This is a genomic window from Acinetobacter sp. C13 (assembly GCF_016809775.1).
GTDB lineage: Bacteria > Pseudomonadota > Gammaproteobacteria > Pseudomonadales > Moraxellaceae > Acinetobacter > Acinetobacter pittii.
Genome location: NZ_JAFBJL010000001.1, coordinates 572665 through 591698 on the forward strand (window position 1 = coordinate 572665; position 19034 = coordinate 591698).

Genomic DNA, 19034 nt, shown 5'->3' on the forward strand with positions numbered 1-19034 from the left:
CAGATGAGTTAAGAAGACGAGGGAACTAAAGTTTCATGTAAATACACCCAATAACATTTTTTATCTTCTACTTTAATGCAGGCCGTAGAGGTACGCACTGTCTCGGTTTCATCAGTTTGCTGATGTTCCTGATATTGCACCCAACAATAATTTTCAAATTTGTATAAAGCTGTACTCTTAATAATGTCGATTTTTAAAGAGGGTTTCTTTCCAATATTTTGACTAAATAAACTATTCACTTCGGCGAAACCAATACTCTGACCTTGAACCGTTACCATCTTAAAATTTTGATCAAAACTATCTAAAAGCGGGCTTAGACTTTGCTCTGCATTTTTTCCTGTAAATACATTTTCTATTAAAACATGTAGGTCAATGACACTTTGAATGGCTTGATCCATTTGATTAGGCATGGGTTTTCTCCTTTAAAACGGGAATGAGTGAAAGTAAACAGAGCAAAGCTGCAATTAAAAAAGTATGTTGATAACGAGGCAAATCGCTTGAGCTAGACATCAAGTTATATATCGAAATGAGAACAACAGTACCGACACTAAATGAAACTTGTCGATTAATATTCCACAGCACACTTCCTTGTAATAAATCTTGGCCTGAAAAATCAATCAATGAGCTAATTTGGGCAATATTGGCACTTAGACCGCCACCCATACCCATCAATAAATAAGAAATCACTAAAAAGCTTAAAGGGCTTGTGTTTGAAATACAAAACAAAAGAAATATGCCAAAGCTATGTAGGGTTATTCCAATAATAAGAAGAGACTTTTTTCCTAACCGTTGATAGAGCAGACCACCACTAATCATGGCAGTGAGTGCCCCAGTTGCATAGAGCAACATGAATAAACCAGTTTGTTTTGCATTAAAGCCAAAGTTAAGTTGTAAATTAAAAATATTGAGTAAATTAACGCCTGTAAAAATACCCGGAACGGCGTAATAGACAATAAATGCATTACGTAAATTTTTATTTTTTAATAACTCAAGATTAAGAACAGGATGGCAAATGTTTTTCGCATGTCGAATATAAAAAATAAGCATTCCGACTGAAATTAGAAAGCTAGTTAGAGCGAATGAGGCGTTATGGTAATCACTATAAAATGAAGAGGAGAGTAATAAAGATAACAGACTTATATTAAAAATAACTAACCCTTTTATGTCTGGTTTTTCACTCGACACATTCTCTGTTTTTTTAATCCAGAACCATGCTAGGGTTGATGCAAGTAAAGAAAAAGGAAGGTTAGATAAGAATACCCATCGCCAATTCAATGAATCAATAATCACACCGCCAATCGCAGGTGAAAAAGCTGGCGCAATTAGTGCAATTGCCATAATCATAGTAGAAATACGTTGGCGTTCTTGGTTCGGGAATAAGGCATATACGAGTGCTTGCCCGACTGGAATTAATAAACCTCCAGCTACGCCTTGAATAAATCGCCAAAAAATTAAGCTATAAATCGATTCACTAAAGCCAATAAAGCAAATGCTGATCGAAAATAACAGCATCGAATAACACAATAACTTTTGGTTCCCAAGTTTGGTGGCTAACCATAAACTCATGGGCATAATTAAAATGAGGCCGAGAATATACGCATTTGTTACCCAAGCGACCATGGATGGGCTAACTGAAAATGACGATGCAATATTAGGCAATGCAATTGCGGACATAAAAATGTTGATGCAATCAATAAAGAACCCAAGTAAAAACACTGTCGCTATTTTATATCGATAAGACATACCTACCTCCGTGCAGGCAGGGTAAGATCCAGCTCTTTTATTGTCGATGCAAGGGAAGTAAAATCATTGTTTGATAATTTTAAACAATTGGCTTAATTGTGCAAAAAAACCTCAAGCAAATTACCAGTTTTTTACAAGTCGTTGATTCTGGCTCTTTTACCAAGGCTGCTGAAATTTTAGGCTTGAGCCGATCAATGGTGAGTATTGATATAAAACAATTAGAAAAGCAGCTCAATACAAGCCTATTAATTCGCAACACCCGTAATATTGCATTAACTGAAATTGGTCAGCATTTTTATGAAGATTTTAAACAAATCCAACTTCAGATTGATGAGGCATTTGAGCGAAGCCAACACTTAGGTACAAGCATTACAGGCACTTTACGGTTTTCGTCTACCAATGAATTTGGCCAACGTTTCATTTTGCCTTTACTTCCTGAGTTTTGTCGGCTTTACCCACATTTACGTTTACAGTATTCATTTAATTCATCTCTCGATGATTTAGTGACTGAAAAATTAGATCTGGTTATTCGACTAGGGAATTTAAAAAACTCATCTCTAAAAACTCGAAAAATTGGGGAATATCTAATTTATATTGTTGCTACTCCACAATTTATACAAAACCATCCCGTAGAAAATATATCTGATTTAGCAAATGTTCCGTGGATTGGTCACACATTATTGAACTGGCAAGATTCACAATATATTTTGGAAAATAGTTTAGGTGAGCAATATTCATTACCTTTTATTCGAAGTCAGTATGAATCAAACTCGGTAACAGCCATTCATCAAATGGCTCTCTCATCTTTAGGTATTGCGATTTGTCCAGCATGGTTAGTTGATGAAGATATTCAACAAAACCGGTTAATTCGATTATTTCCCGATTTCTCATTACCGCTACAAAATATTCAATTACTTTATCCTAATACTTCTAATTTATCTGCCAAAACGAGAGCATTTATAGACTTTTTGGTGTCCCATCTTTCTTTTAGATAAGCTAAAAAGTATGTAAGTCATGGAAGATAAGCTATTTTATATAAATAGACAATTCTGTCTGTTTTTTATAAAATATCGATGATTATGACTCAGTTTTTATAATAATGATGTCCCATAAAATATTTCAAATTTTAGATAGTTTAGGGTTGGTCGCACAGAACCGCGTTCTTCATGTGCAATTTTCCAACGCATCATTAAACAATCAAGTCTTCTTACAACGCATTGAGGGCGAACATACCCTCAACCAAGGTAGCGTTGCTGAGTTACTGTGTCTGTCGACCAACGCACATATTGCATTAAAACAATTTATTGGCTGTCAGGTTGCCGTAGATCAAGTCACCGATACAGGCCAGTTTTTTAGAATAACAGGCATTATTACCGAAGCCAGCCAAGGGCAAAGTGATGGTTCACTCACCATTTATAACCTTACCTTAAAAGACCCAACTGCACTCTGGCATAAACGCCGTAATAGCCGCGTGTTTATGAACAAAAGCGTGCGCGATATTAGCGAAATTCTGTTTAAAGAATGGCAAGGTAAAAGCCCGTTATTTGCTTCAAGCTTAACACTCGACACATCTGGCTTAACCAAAGACTATGATGTGCGTCCATTTGTGATGCAGTCAAACGAAAGCGATTATGACTTTTTAACCCGTTTGTGGCGTAGTGAAGGCATTAACTGGTTGGTCGATGAATCGCAACTTTTTGTCACTGACCCGAATGCTTCCATTCAGCCACAAGTCTTACGTTTAATTGACGATAACCAAAATTATCAGGCGCTTGAGCGACGTAGCCTCCGCTACCAACGCAGCAGTGCCACAGAACAGTTCGATACCATTACCCAAGTTAAAGCTGAGCGCCGCTTACAACCAACCTCGGTTCATGTGCAACGCTGGCAAGCCGATGCTTTGCAACAAGAAGAAGGTAGTGGCAGCGTACAAGGCACGCAAAAGCACAGCGAACACTATGACAATGCAAGCTTGAATCTTGAAGATGCATGGCACGTTAGCCCCGCTTGGATGCAGGACTTAAAAGGCGAAGATCAAGCCACCGCTTCAGGTAATAGCCAGATTGAACAGCTTAACCAGCACATTAATGCTTACCATCACCTGAGTTCTAAACAGTTTACCGTTTCAGGTAACGTCCGTGATGCACAGGTCGGTTACTGGTTTGTACTCAATGACCACCCAGAACTCGACCGACATGATAATGCAGATAAAGAATTCTTAATCTTAAGCAAGCACTACTATAACCAGAATAATTTACCGAAAGAATTACAACAGCAACTTGAGCGCTTATTACCAAAAGACAAGCTCAAGGCAGCCCAACTCGACAGCCAAAACCCAGAGCAACGCCACTATGCTGAGCTGAACGTTGTTCGACGCAACATTAAAGCTGTGCCTGAATATAACCCGCTAGAACACCGACCAGCCGCTTACCCGCAGCGCGCTAGAGTGGTGGGGCTGGAAGGTGAAAGCATTCATGTCGACCAGTGGGGACGCATTAAAGTCCGCTTTTTGTTTACCCGAGCTGACGACCATAGTCATGACGGTGGAGCGGGAAGTAACGACAATGACACCGACTCGGCTTGGGTCGATGTGCTGACCCCATGGGCAGGTGCAGGTTATGGCGCACGCTTCTTACCACGTGTGGGTGAGATCGTGGTCATCGACTTCTTTGACGGCAATATTGACCGCCCGTTTGTGGTGGGCCGTATTCATGAAGCCGAACGCCACCCAACGCAATTCGACCAAAAAGGCCAGCTACCTGACACTAAAAAACTGAGCGGCATCCGCTCAGAAGAAGTCGACGGTAAAGGTTTTAACCAACTCCGTTTTGATGACACTACAGGCCAGATCAGTGCCCAGCTACAAAGTAGCCATGCAGCCAGCCAACTCAACTTGGGTAACTTAAGCCATCCAAAAGACAAGGCACAGAGTGATGATCGTGGAGAAGGCTTCGAACTCAGAACTGATCAATGGGGCGCGGTAAGAGCTGGTAGCGGCTTACTCGTTAGTACCCATAAACAGGACCAAGCTCAAGGTGTACATCTTGATGCAAATGAGGCCAAACAACAAATCGAAGGCGGCCTCAACAATGCCAAGGCACTTAGTGAAGTTGCTAAAAATCAGCAAACTGATCCATTGGAAATGCTTGAGAACTTAAAAACGTTCATAGAGCAAATTGAAGAAAAAGATCAAGACAAAGCCGCTGCTTTTAAACAAGCCTTGATGATATTAACTGCGCCTAACAGTATTGCTCTCGCCAGTAACGAAGACATTCACCTCAGCGCAGATGCTCAGTTAAGTCAAACTGCTGGTGATAGCATTAACCTGACTACGCAAAAGAACCTGATTGCACACGCCCAAAATAAAATTAGCCTTTTCGCAGCGCAAGAAGGGGCAAGACTCTATGCAGGCAAAGGCAAAGTCGAAATACAAGCACAAGGTGATGGTGCAGATTTAATTGCCCGTAAAGCGGTTCAGATTATTTCAACAGAAGACAAAATTGAAATTAGTGCTTCTAAAGAAATCGTTATCACGGCAGGTGGGTCTCAAATCAAGATTAATGGCTCGGGAATTTTCCCTGTCACTGGTGGCAAGTTTGAGGTAAAAGCTGGGCAGCATGTGTTTATGGGGGGAGGAAGTGCGAATTTTAGTTCTTCACTACCGCCTCCGCCCAAACGTAGCCCAGGAAATTTAGAGCTCATCCATGATTATGCGCATGGTGAGTTTGTTAAAGGTGGAAGTTATACGGTTGTTGATAACTTAGGAAAAGAAGTCACTGGCAAGCTGGATGAGAAGGGATTTGCAAGAGTTTCTGGCTTAGCAACAGGTGCAGTAAAAGTCTTCTTTGAACCAGATCACCGTGATCCTTGGGATGCAGCAAGTGACTTTAAACGTCCAGTTGAGTGGCCGAATAAGAATGATGAGGATACTGAAAAATCAGATTCACTTATTGCACAAATGAGTAAAACAGCCCAGTCCAAGCTTGGTGAATTATCTAAACAATTAACCAATCCTGCGAATATTATGAAAAATATTCAAACTGCACAAAGTATAAAATCTGAAGGGGCAAAGGCTTTAATGCCAATGTTAAAAACAGAGGCGCAGGGATTAGTGACTGATCAAGTGAAAAGCTTTTTACCCATTTCAGAAGTAGGCCAAAAAATAGGGAACAACATTGATCTTGCATCAATTCAAAAAATAAATGACTTCAGCAAATTAAGTTCTGTTGATGGCGGTAGCTTGGTGACTAATGCTCTTCCTCAATATTTGCAAAGCCCTTTTAAAAAGAATTCGTAGAGAAATAAAATGTCTGGAAAAACCGAAGTTGTTAAACCATTATCAGAAGTTGCTATTAAAGATGTTAGTCACTCAAAACAAAAAATAGATGACTGGTTAAAAAGTCATACTCATCAAATTGTGACATTAGACTTGCTCGCCAGTGTAATGGGGACAGTTCCAATTATTGGAAATGTGATGGCTGCTATCGATGTGGTTTCCGACATTTGCTATATCTACGATAAAGGTTTTCAAAATGCCGATATTATGGATTGGTCCACAATGGGTATTGACCTTATTGGGATTGCACCTGTACCAGGAACAACAGCAATTCGTATGTCTGCTCGTCCAGCCCTGTTTCTAGTCCGTCAAGAAGTTAAACGTGTGGGTAAAGCTGCTTTAGGAGAAGCAGTTATCGTAGTGATCTCCAATCATTTAAATGATCAGGTTGCTGGACAAATTGATAAATTCTGTAAAACAGGCCTACAACAGTTAAATTCAATTTTAGCCACTTGTGGTGGAACCGTCCAAAATGCCACAACACAAATTAATGGTGGAATTGTTCGAGTTGTAACAAAAGGCCAAGTATTTACAAATGCGGGCTCAAATACAAACCGAGCTCAACAGCAAGCTGCTGGTGTTATTAAAGGAATAAAAAGTGGTGACTTAACACGAGCTGGAAAAAACTTGGTTTACATGACCGAAAACTTGGGAAAAGCTCTTATTAAAACAGGAGCAAACTCCAATGCTAAAGTTGTTACCTCTTTAGTTCCAGCACATTTAAAGCAGCCGATATTAAATGTGGGTGCAACGATTAATAAAATTGGTATCACTGCCAATACTAAAATTAAGGGCTTGGGAAATACAGCGCAGCCGCAAACAATTGGTTGGTTATTTGAAATATTACGTTTAAGTAATGCCAGATTTAGAAAAAAAGCCTCCGGCCAAGTTAAGCCAACCCAAACCACACAAGTCAGACATGACAAGAAGAATGATAAGTTAGAAAAGGCAAATACTGAACATGCTGCGACTCATAATGCGAATGCATGTAAAAACTGTAAAGGGGGTGCGACTAAACGATCGATTACCTTTGCCATGGGTACTGAATTTTTAAATCATACCGATGCACAAATTCATCCATTATTGCTAGAGCAATTTTCGAGAACGTATGTATCAAACTTATATCAATATGATCAATCGATTTTCGGAGCGCGGTGGATTACACCTTTTACAACCAAGATTGCTCGTTGTTCTCGTTACAACATTAATGAACCTAAAGAACCGATTGAGCAAGAGGGCTGGGAGTATATTGGCAGCGATGGCCGTCCTGTTCGCTTACCAGAGCTAAAAGTTGGGCAGAGTTACTATGATGAAGTAGAAACTTTTACTTATACAGTTGTCTCACCTGAAATTAGAGCAATTTCATATGGTGTTTCAGAAACTCGCTTCTATCAAAAATATAAAAATGAGTTTCGTTTAGTCTCCATTGAACGTCAAAATGGATTTAGTATTGGGCTGCGTTATGACCATGAATTAGAAAATGGTGATAGCTATTTATCCGACATTATATTTAAACAGCAACAACAAACACTGGCGCATGTTGCATTACAAATTAATGATATGCAGAAAGTTGTTGCAGCTTGGTTGGTTGAAGATGGTCAACTCATTAGACAACTATCAGCATATCAATATAACGAGCAAGGCGATTTAATTAAGGCAACCAATGAGTTTGCTGCTTCTTATGAATATCAATACCAAGCTCACTTATTGACTCGTTATACCGATCTTACTCAAAGAGGAATGAACTTAAAGTGGGATGGAAATTTACCAAGCTCTAAGGCTATAGAGGAATGGGCTGATGATTATAGCTCTGCGACTAAATTAGATTGGGATGAAAACATTCGCGTAACTTCAGTCATGGATATTGATGGTAACGTGACTGAATACTATTATGGTATTACTGGTTATACCTATCGAATTATTTATCCAGACAATTTGCAAGAATGGTTCTTTAGAGACCAAGCAAAAAATATAACATCGCATATTGCTACAGATGGAACAGAAACATCGTATACCTACGACGAACGCGGTAATGTCTTAAGTATGGTTCAGGCCGATGGCTCAACCTTTTATTATGAATATGACGAAAAAGATAATCTGACCGGTTTTGTGGACGCTGAACAGGGGCGTTGGTTTAAAGAATACGATGCTTCAGGAAATATAATTAAAGAAATTGATCCGCTGAAGCATGAAACAGCCTATACCTATAATGCGATGGGATTGGTAACCTCCATTAAAGATGCTAAAGGCGGTAAGAAGACACTTAAATATGATGATCAAGGGAACTTGGTTACTTATACAGATTGTTCTGGTAAAGAAACGCACTGGCAATATGATGATCGCGGGCGCGTCAAATTTATTGAAAATGCCTTAAAGCAAAAAGTTGAATATTTCTATACGGAATTAACTGCTGAACCAAGACAGCCTCTAGCAAAAGGCTTACCGCTGAATGCTTTTGGACAACTCGAGAAAATTAAACACGCTGATGGAGCTGAAGAGCATTTTATTCATGATGAAGAAGGTCGATTATTAGTTCATATTGACCCTAAAGGCCAGCAGACACGTTATGAATATGATGCGGCTGGTTTAATTACTAAGCGTATTGACCCATTAAATCAAACCTTAAAATATCAATGGGACCGTTTGAGTCGCTTAAAACGTTTAACTAATGAAAATGGTGCAAGTTATGAATTTATTTATGATGTTGCGGGTCGATTAGTAAAAGAAATTGATTTTGATGGCAAAGAAACTGTTTATACGTACGATGAATATAATGGTCGTTTAACTAGTAGCATTGAAGTCGCTTCTGCTTATGGTCAAGATTTCAAAGATCGCGCTGCTCCTAAAGACCGTATTCAGCAATTTATTTTTGACAGCATGGGACGTTTAGAACAACGTACAGCAGGGTATGGTTATCAAGGGCAAGAGCTTGAAGAAAAGCAAACAGAAGAATTTTCCTATGATGGCTTAGGTAATCTAGTTCAGGCTAAAAATGCCGAAACTAACTTGCAATGGTTTTATGATGCAGCAGGCAATTTAATTAAAGAACATCATCAAGATGTTGTAACTCAGAAAACTGCTGTGTGGAAACATGTTTATGATGAATTAAATAATCGAACCACAACCATCCGACCAGATGGGCAGAAAATAGATTGGCTCACTTATGGAAGTGGACATGTCTATGGCATGGCTTTAAATGGTGAAGATGTTGTTAGTTTTGAGCGTGATGATTTACATAGAGAGACATTACGACACTATGCAAATGGTCTTAGTCAACAACAACGTTATGATGAGGTCGGGCGCTTAACTCAGCAATTAATGTTGAATGGACATGACAAAGGCTATCAGGCCCAAACTCAAAATAATGCCATCCAGAATACCAATCAATTGATTGAACGCTTATATCACTACGATAAAACAGGTGAGTTAACGCTCATTAAGGATACTCGTCGTGGGGCTATTCATTATAAATATGATCCTGTTGGGCGTTTATTGGAGGCAACTAGTAAACTTGGGAAAGAGACTTTTAATTTTGACCCAGCAAGTAATATTTTAGATCGATATAACAGTACCAAAGAGCAATCCTCACAGCACACTGTCACTGAAAAAGGTCTTGGTTATAACCGCTTAGTTAATAACATTGTGCAGGAATATCTTGACCAACAATATCAATATGATGCTTTTGGACAGTTGATTCGACAAAAATCATCACAAGGTGATTTAAATCTTGAGTGGGATGTATTGGGACGTCTTGTTCGTAGTAGAAACAATCAATATACGGCGGATTATCGTTACGATGCTTTAGGTCGACGTATTCAAAAAAGAAGCAAGCATCACCATACAGTGCAAGAGCAGAACATTATTTATGGTTGGGATGGTGATACTTTAGCGTATGAATCTAGTGCTGGTTTAACAAAACACTATTTCTACGAAAAAGATAGTTTCGTGCCTTTGTTGCAGGCGGCGTATCATCACTCAATTGAACTACATCAAACCCAAGACTGGACAGAAAAAACATATAGTATTTATAAAGACCCATTGTGGAATACGGTAAAACAAAGCCAAGGTTTTGATGATGTATGGTTCTATCACTGTGATCATTTAGGCACACCGCAAGAAATGAGTAACCAGACAGGCGCCATTGTCTGGAAAGCTCAATATAAAGCTTGGGGTGAGTGTAAGGTAGAACAGGCTAAATCAGATTTCTTTGAAAATTCAGAAATTATTAGCAATAATATCCGTTTCCAAGGTCAATATTTTGATGAGGAAACAGGACTTCATTACAACCGTTATCGTTATTATTCGCCGTATGTAGGTCGATTTATTAGTAAAGACCCGATTGGGTTGCTGGGTGGCTCTAATATTTATGCTTATGCACCTAATCCAGTGGGTTGGGTTGATCAGCTTGGGCTAGCAAAAACACCAACTCGAACTCTGCAAAAAAATTGGAAAAATTATGTAGGTTGTAAACATACTAATTCAGATATTCATCATGGTTTTCCCGAAGAATATGCAGAAAGATTTAAAAATATAGCTGGTATCGATGTGAATAATCCACAATATTATTATAATCTTCCAAAAGAAAAGCATACTAAATCTCCAGGTATTCATACTAACAGTTCGCGTACTGGTCAGAATTGGAATAAAACTTGGGGAGGAATTTTAAACCAAGTTGAAGCTATGAATTTATCACAAGCTGAATCGAAGGAAATTTTGGAACAACGCTTGAGAGCATTGGCAAGGAAAGAGCGTATTGGAAAGCACAATGCTACAGCTGTTAAGGGTGCAAACTTTTGTCAATTACAGTAAGTTAAAAGGTATATGAAATGTTCGATAAATTAATGACAGATCAAGAAATTAAAGAGAAATTAATTGAAAGAAGTAGCGAAATAACGAAATTTAGCAAACTACCTCAGCTTGATGGTAATTATTTATCTTTTTTAGGTAAATTTAAAGAAATAGAAATTACACCCGATATTATAATTTTTGGATATGAAACAGCATTAAAAGAAAATCAATATCTTCATGAAAATTATCCTGAAATTAGTGAGAAAGTTTGGATAGTTGGTCGTACCGGTCAAGGTGATGAATGGTTTATAGGTAAGGAAAAAAATAATATCTTGTTTTATGATCATAACCAAGGGGAGTATTTGAATATTAATCAGTTTATAGATATGAGAATTACTTTTGAAGACTTTCTTAAAATGGCATTTTCTTATCAACAACTTGAAGAAGAATTGGATATAAACGAAGAGCTTAATAAAGTTGAACAAGATCAATTTAAGAAATTAGTCAATTCTATTAATGAAGGTTTATATGAAAGATATCCCTTTGAATATTTTTAGTTTTTGTGTTGGGGTTTAATGATTTTTAGATAAAATATTTGATACTATTTAATTGTATTAAATAGGGAGTCTTAATAGTGCAGGTTTGTTTTAAAAAATTATTAGAGGAAATTGATGAATGTAATGAAATAATTTATGGTGAAAGATTCCTTATTAATCAGGTTAATTCTGTTAATGATGATCTGTTTAAAAGCTATTTAAGTTGTATTCCTGAAAATGATTTTAATATTGATCTAGGAGGGAATATAAATGATTTTTTAGGAAAAGATTCGTTAGACAATATTCAATATATGTTTGAAGATATATTCGATGGGGAAGGTGCTACAGTATTCTTAACACAGCATGATGTAAATATCGTATACATAAATCATAATAGTGGCGAGATAGGAGCATGTATTTCAGGCGATGAATTACATATCATTGCTAAAAATTTATTTGATTTTTTTTTCGCAAATTAATATTGTGCAGAATTTAATTATTGACCTATATGACTCTAACCCTAGAGGTGAAAATGGAGGGTATAAAATAGGTTTTTTAGAAGAGTTAAAGAAAATTCTTATAAATGAAAAAGTATTGTTAGATGTAGAGTATTTTATAGAATTTTTTTATGGTTAAAGTGTAAGTAATATTCAAAAATAAGTAGTATTTCTAGATGTTTGTTTAGAAGTACTACTTTGAAATAAGATGTTTTAAAGGTTGGTCTGTGAATTTTTATACAATTTATCCGTCTGAATATATTGATAGATATTTTTCTTTTGACTTGAAAGGGAAGCAAGAAATTATTGTTGATTATTTTAAATTTGATTTAAGTGATAAGTTTTTAAAAAATCCTAGAATAAGTTTAGATTGTGATAATATTTTTTCTGATCGATTAAATGAGATGTTAGAAACTGATTTTTATTATTCATCTTCTGGAATTTTACTATTTTCAAAAAGATTTTTTAATGAAATGAAAGAAATTCTTGAAGATGATTGTGATTTCTATAAGTGCTCTGTGAGGAATGAAGAGGTAGATATTTATGCTATGTATATTAAGAGAAAAAACAATTTATTAGATGAGTATGACTTCATAAAAAAAGATCTTGTAACAGATGACTTTTTTATTGCTAGAGATACGGATAAACCTTATATCTATGTAGTAAGTCAAAAATTTGTGGATGCTATTAATAAATTTAAATTAAAAATGAATTTCTTAGAATACTAAAATATTAACAATTTTTAAAAGTGAATTAATAGCGTAAGTTTTTATTTCACTTTATATCTTTATTACGTTCATTATCATCATCCATTCTTGTATTCATATGGTTAAGTTTTCCTTTACAAAATAGACAGATGTTTCTGTATTTTATAAAATAATGCCAATCCTGACAAAGTTTTCATAAAAAAGATGTTATCTCATATACATAGAATTCTAGAAGATTTGGGTATCAGCTCGCAAAAGCGCGTGCTTCATGTTCAGTTTTCTAATCCATCGTTGAATACTCAAGTCTTTTTACAAAGTATTGAAGGACAGCATCAGTTAAATGAAGGACTGATCGCCGATTTATTTTGTCTTTCTACCAATGCCCATATTTCATTAAAACAATTTATTGGTTGTCAGGTTGCAGTTGATCACGTAACTGATCAGGGGCAGCTATTTAGAACTACAGGAATTATTACAGAAGCCAGTCAGGGGCAGAGTGATGGTTCATTAACATTGTATAAACTGAGATTACAAGACCCGACCGCGCTATGGCATAAACGCCGAAATAGCCGTGTATTTATGAATAAAAGTGTACGGGACATTACGGAAGTTCTATTTACTGAGTGGCAGAACAAAAGCCCGTTGTTTGCTTCTGGTTTAACTTTGGATTTAAAAGGTCTAACCGAAGACTACGATGTTCGACCTTTTATAATGCAAAGTAATGAAACGGATTATGAGTTTTTAACTCGACTTTGGCGTAGTGAAGGCATTAACTGGTTAATTGATGAAGCTCAGTTGTTTGCCATTAATAGCTCAGTTGAGATTCAACCGCAAAAGTTACGTTTAATTGATAATAATGAATCATATTTAGCATTAGACCGAAGAAATATTCGTTATCACCGCAGTAGCGCAGTTGAACAACAAGACAGTATGACGAGTCTTGTGCCAACTCGAAGCTTGCAACCTACAGCCGTGCATGTACAACGCTGGCAGGCAGATGCTTTAAGTCAAGAAGAAGGCATGGGCAGTGTTCAGTCAAAGCATAGTCATAGTGCTAATCAGGATAATGCGAGTTTAAGTCTAGAACATGCATGGCATGTCAGCCCTGCTTGGATGCAAGATTTAAATGGGGAAGACCAAGCCACTGCATCGGGTCACCAGCAGCTAGAAAAACTCAATCAAAATCTATCTGATTATTATGCGTCTCAATCAAAATACTTTCATGCACAAACCACGGTACGTGATGCGCAAGTCGGTTATTGGTTTGAACTGAATGAACATCCAGAAATAGATACGCATAGCGGATCGGACAAAGAATTTCTGATTATTGGTAAAAGCTTTTATTTACAAAATAATTTGCCTAAAGATTTGCAACAGCAAATCAATCAACTTTTTAGTCAAAGCCAATGGCAAAACAATCAATCAGGGCCAAATGACCAAACCGAGCGTCAGGGTAATGAACTCATCTTGTCGCGTAGAAATATTAAAACTGTTCCTGAGTACCATCCGTTAGAGCACCGTCCAGCTGCTTACCCGCAGCGCGCTAGAGTGGTTGGCTTGGAAGGCGAAAGTATTCATGTTGACCAATGGGGACGCATTAAAGTCCGTTTCCTATTTACCCGAGCTGATGACCATAGCCATGATGGTGGAGCGGGAAGTAACGACAATGACACCGACTCTGCTTGGGTCGATGTATTGACCCCATGGGCAGGTGAGGGTTATGGCGCACGTTTCTTACCACGTGTGGGTGAGATTGTGGTCATCGACTTCTTTGACGGCAACATTGACCGTCCATTTGTGGTGGGGCGTATTCACGAAGCTGAACGTCACCCAACTCAGTTCGATCAGAAAGGCCAGTTACCTGATACTAAAAAACTGAGTGGCATTCGCTCCGAAGAAGTCGACGGCAAAGGTTTTAACCAGCTACGCTTTGATGACACCACAGGGCAAATCAGTGCCCAACTACAAAGTAGCCATGCTGTAAGTCAGCTAAACTTGGGTAACTTAAGCCATCCAAAAGACAAGGCAGAGGGTGAAGGTCGAGGTGAAGGTTTCGAGCTACGAACAGACCAGTGGGGGGCAGTCAGAGCAGGCAGCGGCTTACTCATTAGTACACATAAACAGGACCAAGCTCAAGGTGTACACCTAGAGGCAGCTGAGGCTAAACAGCAAATCGAAGGCGGCCTCAACAATGCCAAGGCACTTAGTGAAGTAGCTAAAAATCAGCAAACTGACCCCTTAGATATGCTTGAGAATATTCAGACGTTCTTAGAAGTCCTCAAACAAGAAGATCCTAAAAAAGCTGCTGAGTTTCAATCAGCAGTGATGCTGCTGGCATCTCCAAAAAGTATTGCTGTAAGTAGTAATGAAGATATACACCTCAGTGCAAATGGTCAGCTTACTCAAAGTGCTGGAGATAGCATTAATATTAGTACGCAAAAGAATATAGTGAGTCATGCGAGCCAAAAGATTAGTCTATTTGCCGCTCAGGAAGGTGCTCGACTTTTTGCTGGCCAAGGCAAAGTAGAAATTCAGGCTCAAGGTGATGGCTTAGATGTCATTGCTCGAAAAGGCGTACAGATTACTTCAACCGAAGACACGGTTTTTATTACTAGTCCAACTGAAATTAATCTGATTGCAAATGGATCTCAAGTTAAGTTGAATGGTTCAGGTATTTTTCCTGTTACGGGTGGTAAGCTTGAGGTGAAAGCAGGACAGCATTTGTTTATGGGAGGCTCATCAATAAATCCACCTGCATTAGATTTACCAGACTGTTCTGCTAAACAGTCAGATGCAGCAAAAAATGGATCAGCAAAAGTGATATTAGACTAAGATGAAGCTTTTATTTTCTAAAGATGAATTAAATTCTAAAAAGTTAAGTGATTTAATATCAAACTTATTTGAACAAAATGGCCATATTAGTTTTTTATGTGATGAGACTTTATTGAGTGGATTCTTTGATGAGTTTATTGAAAAGTTAAAAGATTATGAATTTGAGCCAATAGAGATTGCAGCTGGTGCTAAAAAAAATAGCCGTCCAGCTCTTTTCTTTATAAAAATAAAAGTGAAAGAAGATCTAGCAAATTCATTAGAGTTTATTACTCATACATTATTAATGAATTTGGATCAAAATGAGGATGGTTACTTTATTCATGGATTTAGCAAAATTGAAGATCTAAAAATTGCAGTTCAAACTTTTAAAAAACTTGTTATTGCAAAAGATACAAAGAATAAATTTATTTTTCGTTGGTATGATCCACGAGTGTTAGTTTACTTGCCAGCAATAATTGATAAGAAAAGTGAGCGAATTGAATCATTTTTAGAGAATTGGCATTTTGTTTTTTTTAACGGTTTGTATGAGGTGAAAATTCAGGAAAAAAGGTCGCTTTTTCCTCTTACTTTTACAAATACTGAGTCAGCAAAACTAGATTTAATTGAGTTATCGAATACAGTAATTAAACAATCACTTATATATGACGAGAAGTTATTGATTCGTCAGGATGAGATATTGGATTCACTTTATCAAGCAATAACACATTATGGAATTTTACATGTAACGGATCTTATTGCTTATGGAATGTATTCCGTTATTTTGCATAGAAATTTTATAAAAAGTCGTTTGATTTCAGACATACTTGATCATTATTGGGTTGATAGAAGTGAGGCCAACTCATTTACCAAAGCAATGGACTATTTAGAAGAAAATCAATATTCACAAGTTATAAGAGAATGTAAAGAGAGCTACCATGGCTAATGATAAACCGACTTTTGCGAAACAAATGAAAAAATTTGGGACGCCAGCACAACAAGAGCAGAAAGTAGTTCAAAAGTTAGGTGTTAGTCCAAACCCAAGCAAAATTAGTCAGCAGGCTGCTGCATCGACGACTCAGAATAATAAAATACCAGTCATTCAGATGTCTAAAAAGGAATGTACTAACTTTTGTCGCCCTACAGGTATAAATATATTACCTCTTAAATATTCGGTAGCTCGTTTAGGAGTAAAACCATTACCGGCACAATTAGGGGCTAATGTTACTAATGTTCCACTTAAGGAATATAAATATACGGTTCGAATGATTGATTCAGGATATATTTACTTACTCATAAAAAGAAAATCAGGGAAAAAAGAGTGGGTTGCGTATATTACCAATAAAAAGGGATTTCATCAGGAGTTTGCTATAGGGAGCAAAGCTCCAATTGTTGCTCAAGATTTTGCATGTAATAAAGCTGGGCATAGTGCTAACGCTTCTTTAATTACTATTCCTTCGGTAAATAATGATGATGCCCAAACGGTCTATTTACTTCATGCTCACGCTCCACTCACCAAAAAAATGAGAGAAAAATTTGAAAAAAATGCTGATCAGTATGCGACTTCAGGCTACTGGCAAAAAATTGATGTAACAAAAGGAGCTGTCCAGCAACATTGTCTTTCTAGTGCCCAGTTAAGTGCTGTTGCATTACCTTTGGAATCATATGGTTCTGCTCGTTGGGGAGCAATAAACAAGAAATTTAGTGAGAAACCGAAAGAGCATATTGGTGTTGCGCTCTATGATCCGATTGGAATTACTTCTAAATTAAATGAAGACCGTAATATATTAAGCTTTAAAGGGGTTGACAGTTTCTTAAAAGAAAATAAAGATGGCTTTAGCAACGAACATAAGCTTCAAACTATGACTTTGATTGATAATATCGAATCTACTTTGAAGCAAAATTTGATAAGTGCAAAATTTAAAAACATTGAAGCTAATAAAAATACAGCGTTGGGTCATTTGCAATATGACCCAAGAATTACGGCACACTTGGATAAGAAAACTGTAGATCAAGTCAAAAAAAATATTGAGAAAACTGTCGAACAACATAAGGTTAGCGCACATCAAGAAGCAATTGTGCAAGGTAATAAAGCTTGGGGAGAATATCGAAAAGAACTTGATATGGATGCTTTAGATAAATTTCGTAAGGATGTCGATAAGAAATCTGAAGAAAGTTATGCTGCTGCGGCTCGCTATGTAGATGATCATTATAATTGGTTGGTTTCTTCTAATCTTTTAAAAGGTTTATTCTATTTTGACCAAAGTGAAGAATTGAAAGAGGGGAAAGTATCAAAAGAAAGCAACGGCTTTATTTTCCATGCAGTCATTATGGATTTAATGTATGGCATGAATTTATTACAGAAAGGTAAAGATTTATTAAATAAATGGATATGCGAAAAAAATGTTTCAGATAAAAACTTGTTCTTGAGAGCCTATTGTTTTAATAACAAAGTCTTGATGGATGAGTATGCCAAAATATTTGAAAGTCCAAGTTCAGCAAAAGATTTACTAGATTATAGTAAACAAGGTTTCACTACATTTAAAGAAGCCGATGCTGCCTTTGATAGTTGGTTGAGTAGTATTGAGGGGAGAAAATTTATCTCGGCAAATGATTTTAAATGGCCAGATAAACTGTTCTACTGGATATCTTTGATGCTGAATACGGCTCTAAAAGAGTTTGGTGATATACGTTTAAGAACAATAAATATTAGTACAATTACTATAATGGCGCGTGAAGGTACTCAAAGGCATACAGCTCAATTGTTATATTTAAGGTCAGGGAATTTAGCTCAACAAGTCCCATTAACGAGATTGATGTATAACCTAGAATTTAGAAACGCTGCAATAGCATCTTTACCGCAAAGTGGCATGGCTTATACTTATCGTAATACTAGGGCGATAGAAATTAAAAATTCGGTATCTTTAGCAGTTAAAGGACAACCTGATATTACCAAAAACCGAATACTTGCTATTGTGGGAGTTTTTGAGTTACTGAATTTTTATTTCCAATATGATGCTTGGAAATCTGATATTAAAGATAAACCGGAGTTATCTTTACAATTAACGGGTGCTTTGTTTACTTTAACCTCTGCTACTTTTGAGATGTTAGGAGAGGTTTGGTCAAAAAAAGGAGTAACTGTAGCTAATTCAACTGCTGCCCTTAGAATTACTGCAGGAGGGATGGGGGTAATTGGTGGAATTATAGGCTTGGTTGTGGATAGCAAGAATCTTAAAGATACAACTAATAATACCTTAAAACTTTTGTTAACTTTTAAGATAGCGGCTAACTTTCTATTAGCTGTAAGTCAAACTTTGGTTTTTACAAGTGTTGTTGTATCTCATATAGAATGGCAATTAACTAAAAAATTATCAATAAAATTATCTAGTAGTGTAATTGTTGCAAGATTAGCAAGTGCAAGATTCTTGGCAGGGATCAATATTATAACTATTGGTCTTGTTGCACTTGAATTTGCATTAAAGAATTGGGTTTTAGATGATGCTTTAAAGGATTGGTGTCAAAAATCTGCCTTTCATAAAGCAAAAAGTGGTGAGAAGCCGTTTAAAACCGCAGATGAAGAGTACGAAGAGTTTAATAAGGCAATAGTGAGTGTTTGATT

At 36.9% G+C, this 19034-nt stretch carries 9 protein-coding genes and 2 pseudogenes; 9 read left to right on the plus strand and 2 right to left on the minus strand.

Annotated features, from left to right (window positions below; all coding sequences use genetic code 11):
* Positions 1-8: 8 nt before the first annotated feature.
* Both JGE69_RS02890 and JGE69_RS02895 read right to left on the minus strand, forming a co-directional pair.
* Positions 9-410: a hypothetical protein gene (locus tag JGE69_RS02890; RefSeq protein WP_199112214.1), complete on the minus strand. Its 402-nt coding sequence runs from the start codon at positions 408-410 to the stop codon at positions 9-11.
* Positions 403-1743 (minus strand): MFS transporter, encoded by a 1341-nt coding sequence (locus tag JGE69_RS02895; protein WP_199112215.1) that lies wholly within the window; start codon positions 1741-1743, stop codon positions 403-405. Before JGE69_RS02895 ends, JGE69_RS02890 begins: the two co-directional genes overlap by 8 nt.
* Positions 1744-1841: 98 nt before the next feature.
* Between JGE69_RS02895 and JGE69_RS02900 the strand changes: the two genes are divergently transcribed.
* The 9 genes and pseudogenes from JGE69_RS02900 (at position 1842) to JGE69_RS02940 (ending at position 19032) form a co-directional block, all read left to right on the plus strand.
* Positions 1842-2738: a LysR family transcriptional regulator gene (locus JGE69_RS02900; protein WP_199112216.1), complete on the plus strand. Its 897-nt coding sequence runs from the start codon at positions 1842-1844 to the stop codon at positions 2736-2738.
* A gap of 104 nt (positions 2739-2842) precedes the next feature.
* A complete protein-coding gene (locus JGE69_RS02905) occupies positions 2843-6040 on the plus strand; it encodes a type VI secretion system Vgr family protein (RefSeq protein ID WP_199112217.1) in 3198 nt (1065 codons plus the stop codon).
* Positions 6041-6049: 9 nt separating this feature from the next.
* Positions 6050-10888 (plus strand): RHS repeat-associated core domain-containing protein, encoded by a 4839-nt coding sequence (locus JGE69_RS02910; RefSeq protein WP_199112218.1) that lies wholly within the window; start codon positions 6050-6052, stop codon positions 10886-10888.
* Positions 10889-10905: 17 nt separating this feature from the next.
* On the plus strand, positions 10906-11424 hold the full coding sequence (locus tag JGE69_RS02915) for a hypothetical protein (protein ID WP_057069375.1): 519 nt from the start codon (positions 10906-10908) through the stop codon (positions 11422-11424).
* A 77-nt stretch (positions 11425-11501) separates the two neighbouring features.
* Positions 11502-12039 (plus strand): annotated as a pseudogene (locus JGE69_RS02920) (hypothetical protein).
* An 88-nt stretch (positions 12040-12127) separates the two neighbouring features.
* Positions 12128-12466: pseudogene (locus JGE69_RS17995) on the plus strand (hypothetical protein); the annotation flags it as partial.
* Between the two features lie 345 nt (positions 12467-12811).
* Complete coding sequence (locus JGE69_RS02930) at positions 12812-15439, plus strand: type VI secretion system Vgr family protein (protein WP_199112220.1); 2628 nt, start codon at positions 12812-12814, stop codon at positions 15437-15439.
* Position 15440: 1 nt separating this feature from the next.
* Positions 15441-16361 (plus strand): hypothetical protein, encoded by a 921-nt coding sequence (locus JGE69_RS02935; protein ID WP_057105297.1) that lies wholly within the window; start codon positions 15441-15443, stop codon positions 16359-16361.
* A complete protein-coding gene (locus JGE69_RS02940; RefSeq protein ID WP_199112222.1) occupies positions 16354-19032 on the plus strand; it encodes a T6SS effector BTH_I2691 family protein in 2679 nt (892 codons plus the stop codon). The genes JGE69_RS02935 and JGE69_RS02940 overlap by 8 nt, the downstream gene beginning before the upstream one ends.
* The last annotated feature ends 2 nt before the right edge of the window (positions 19033-19034 follow it).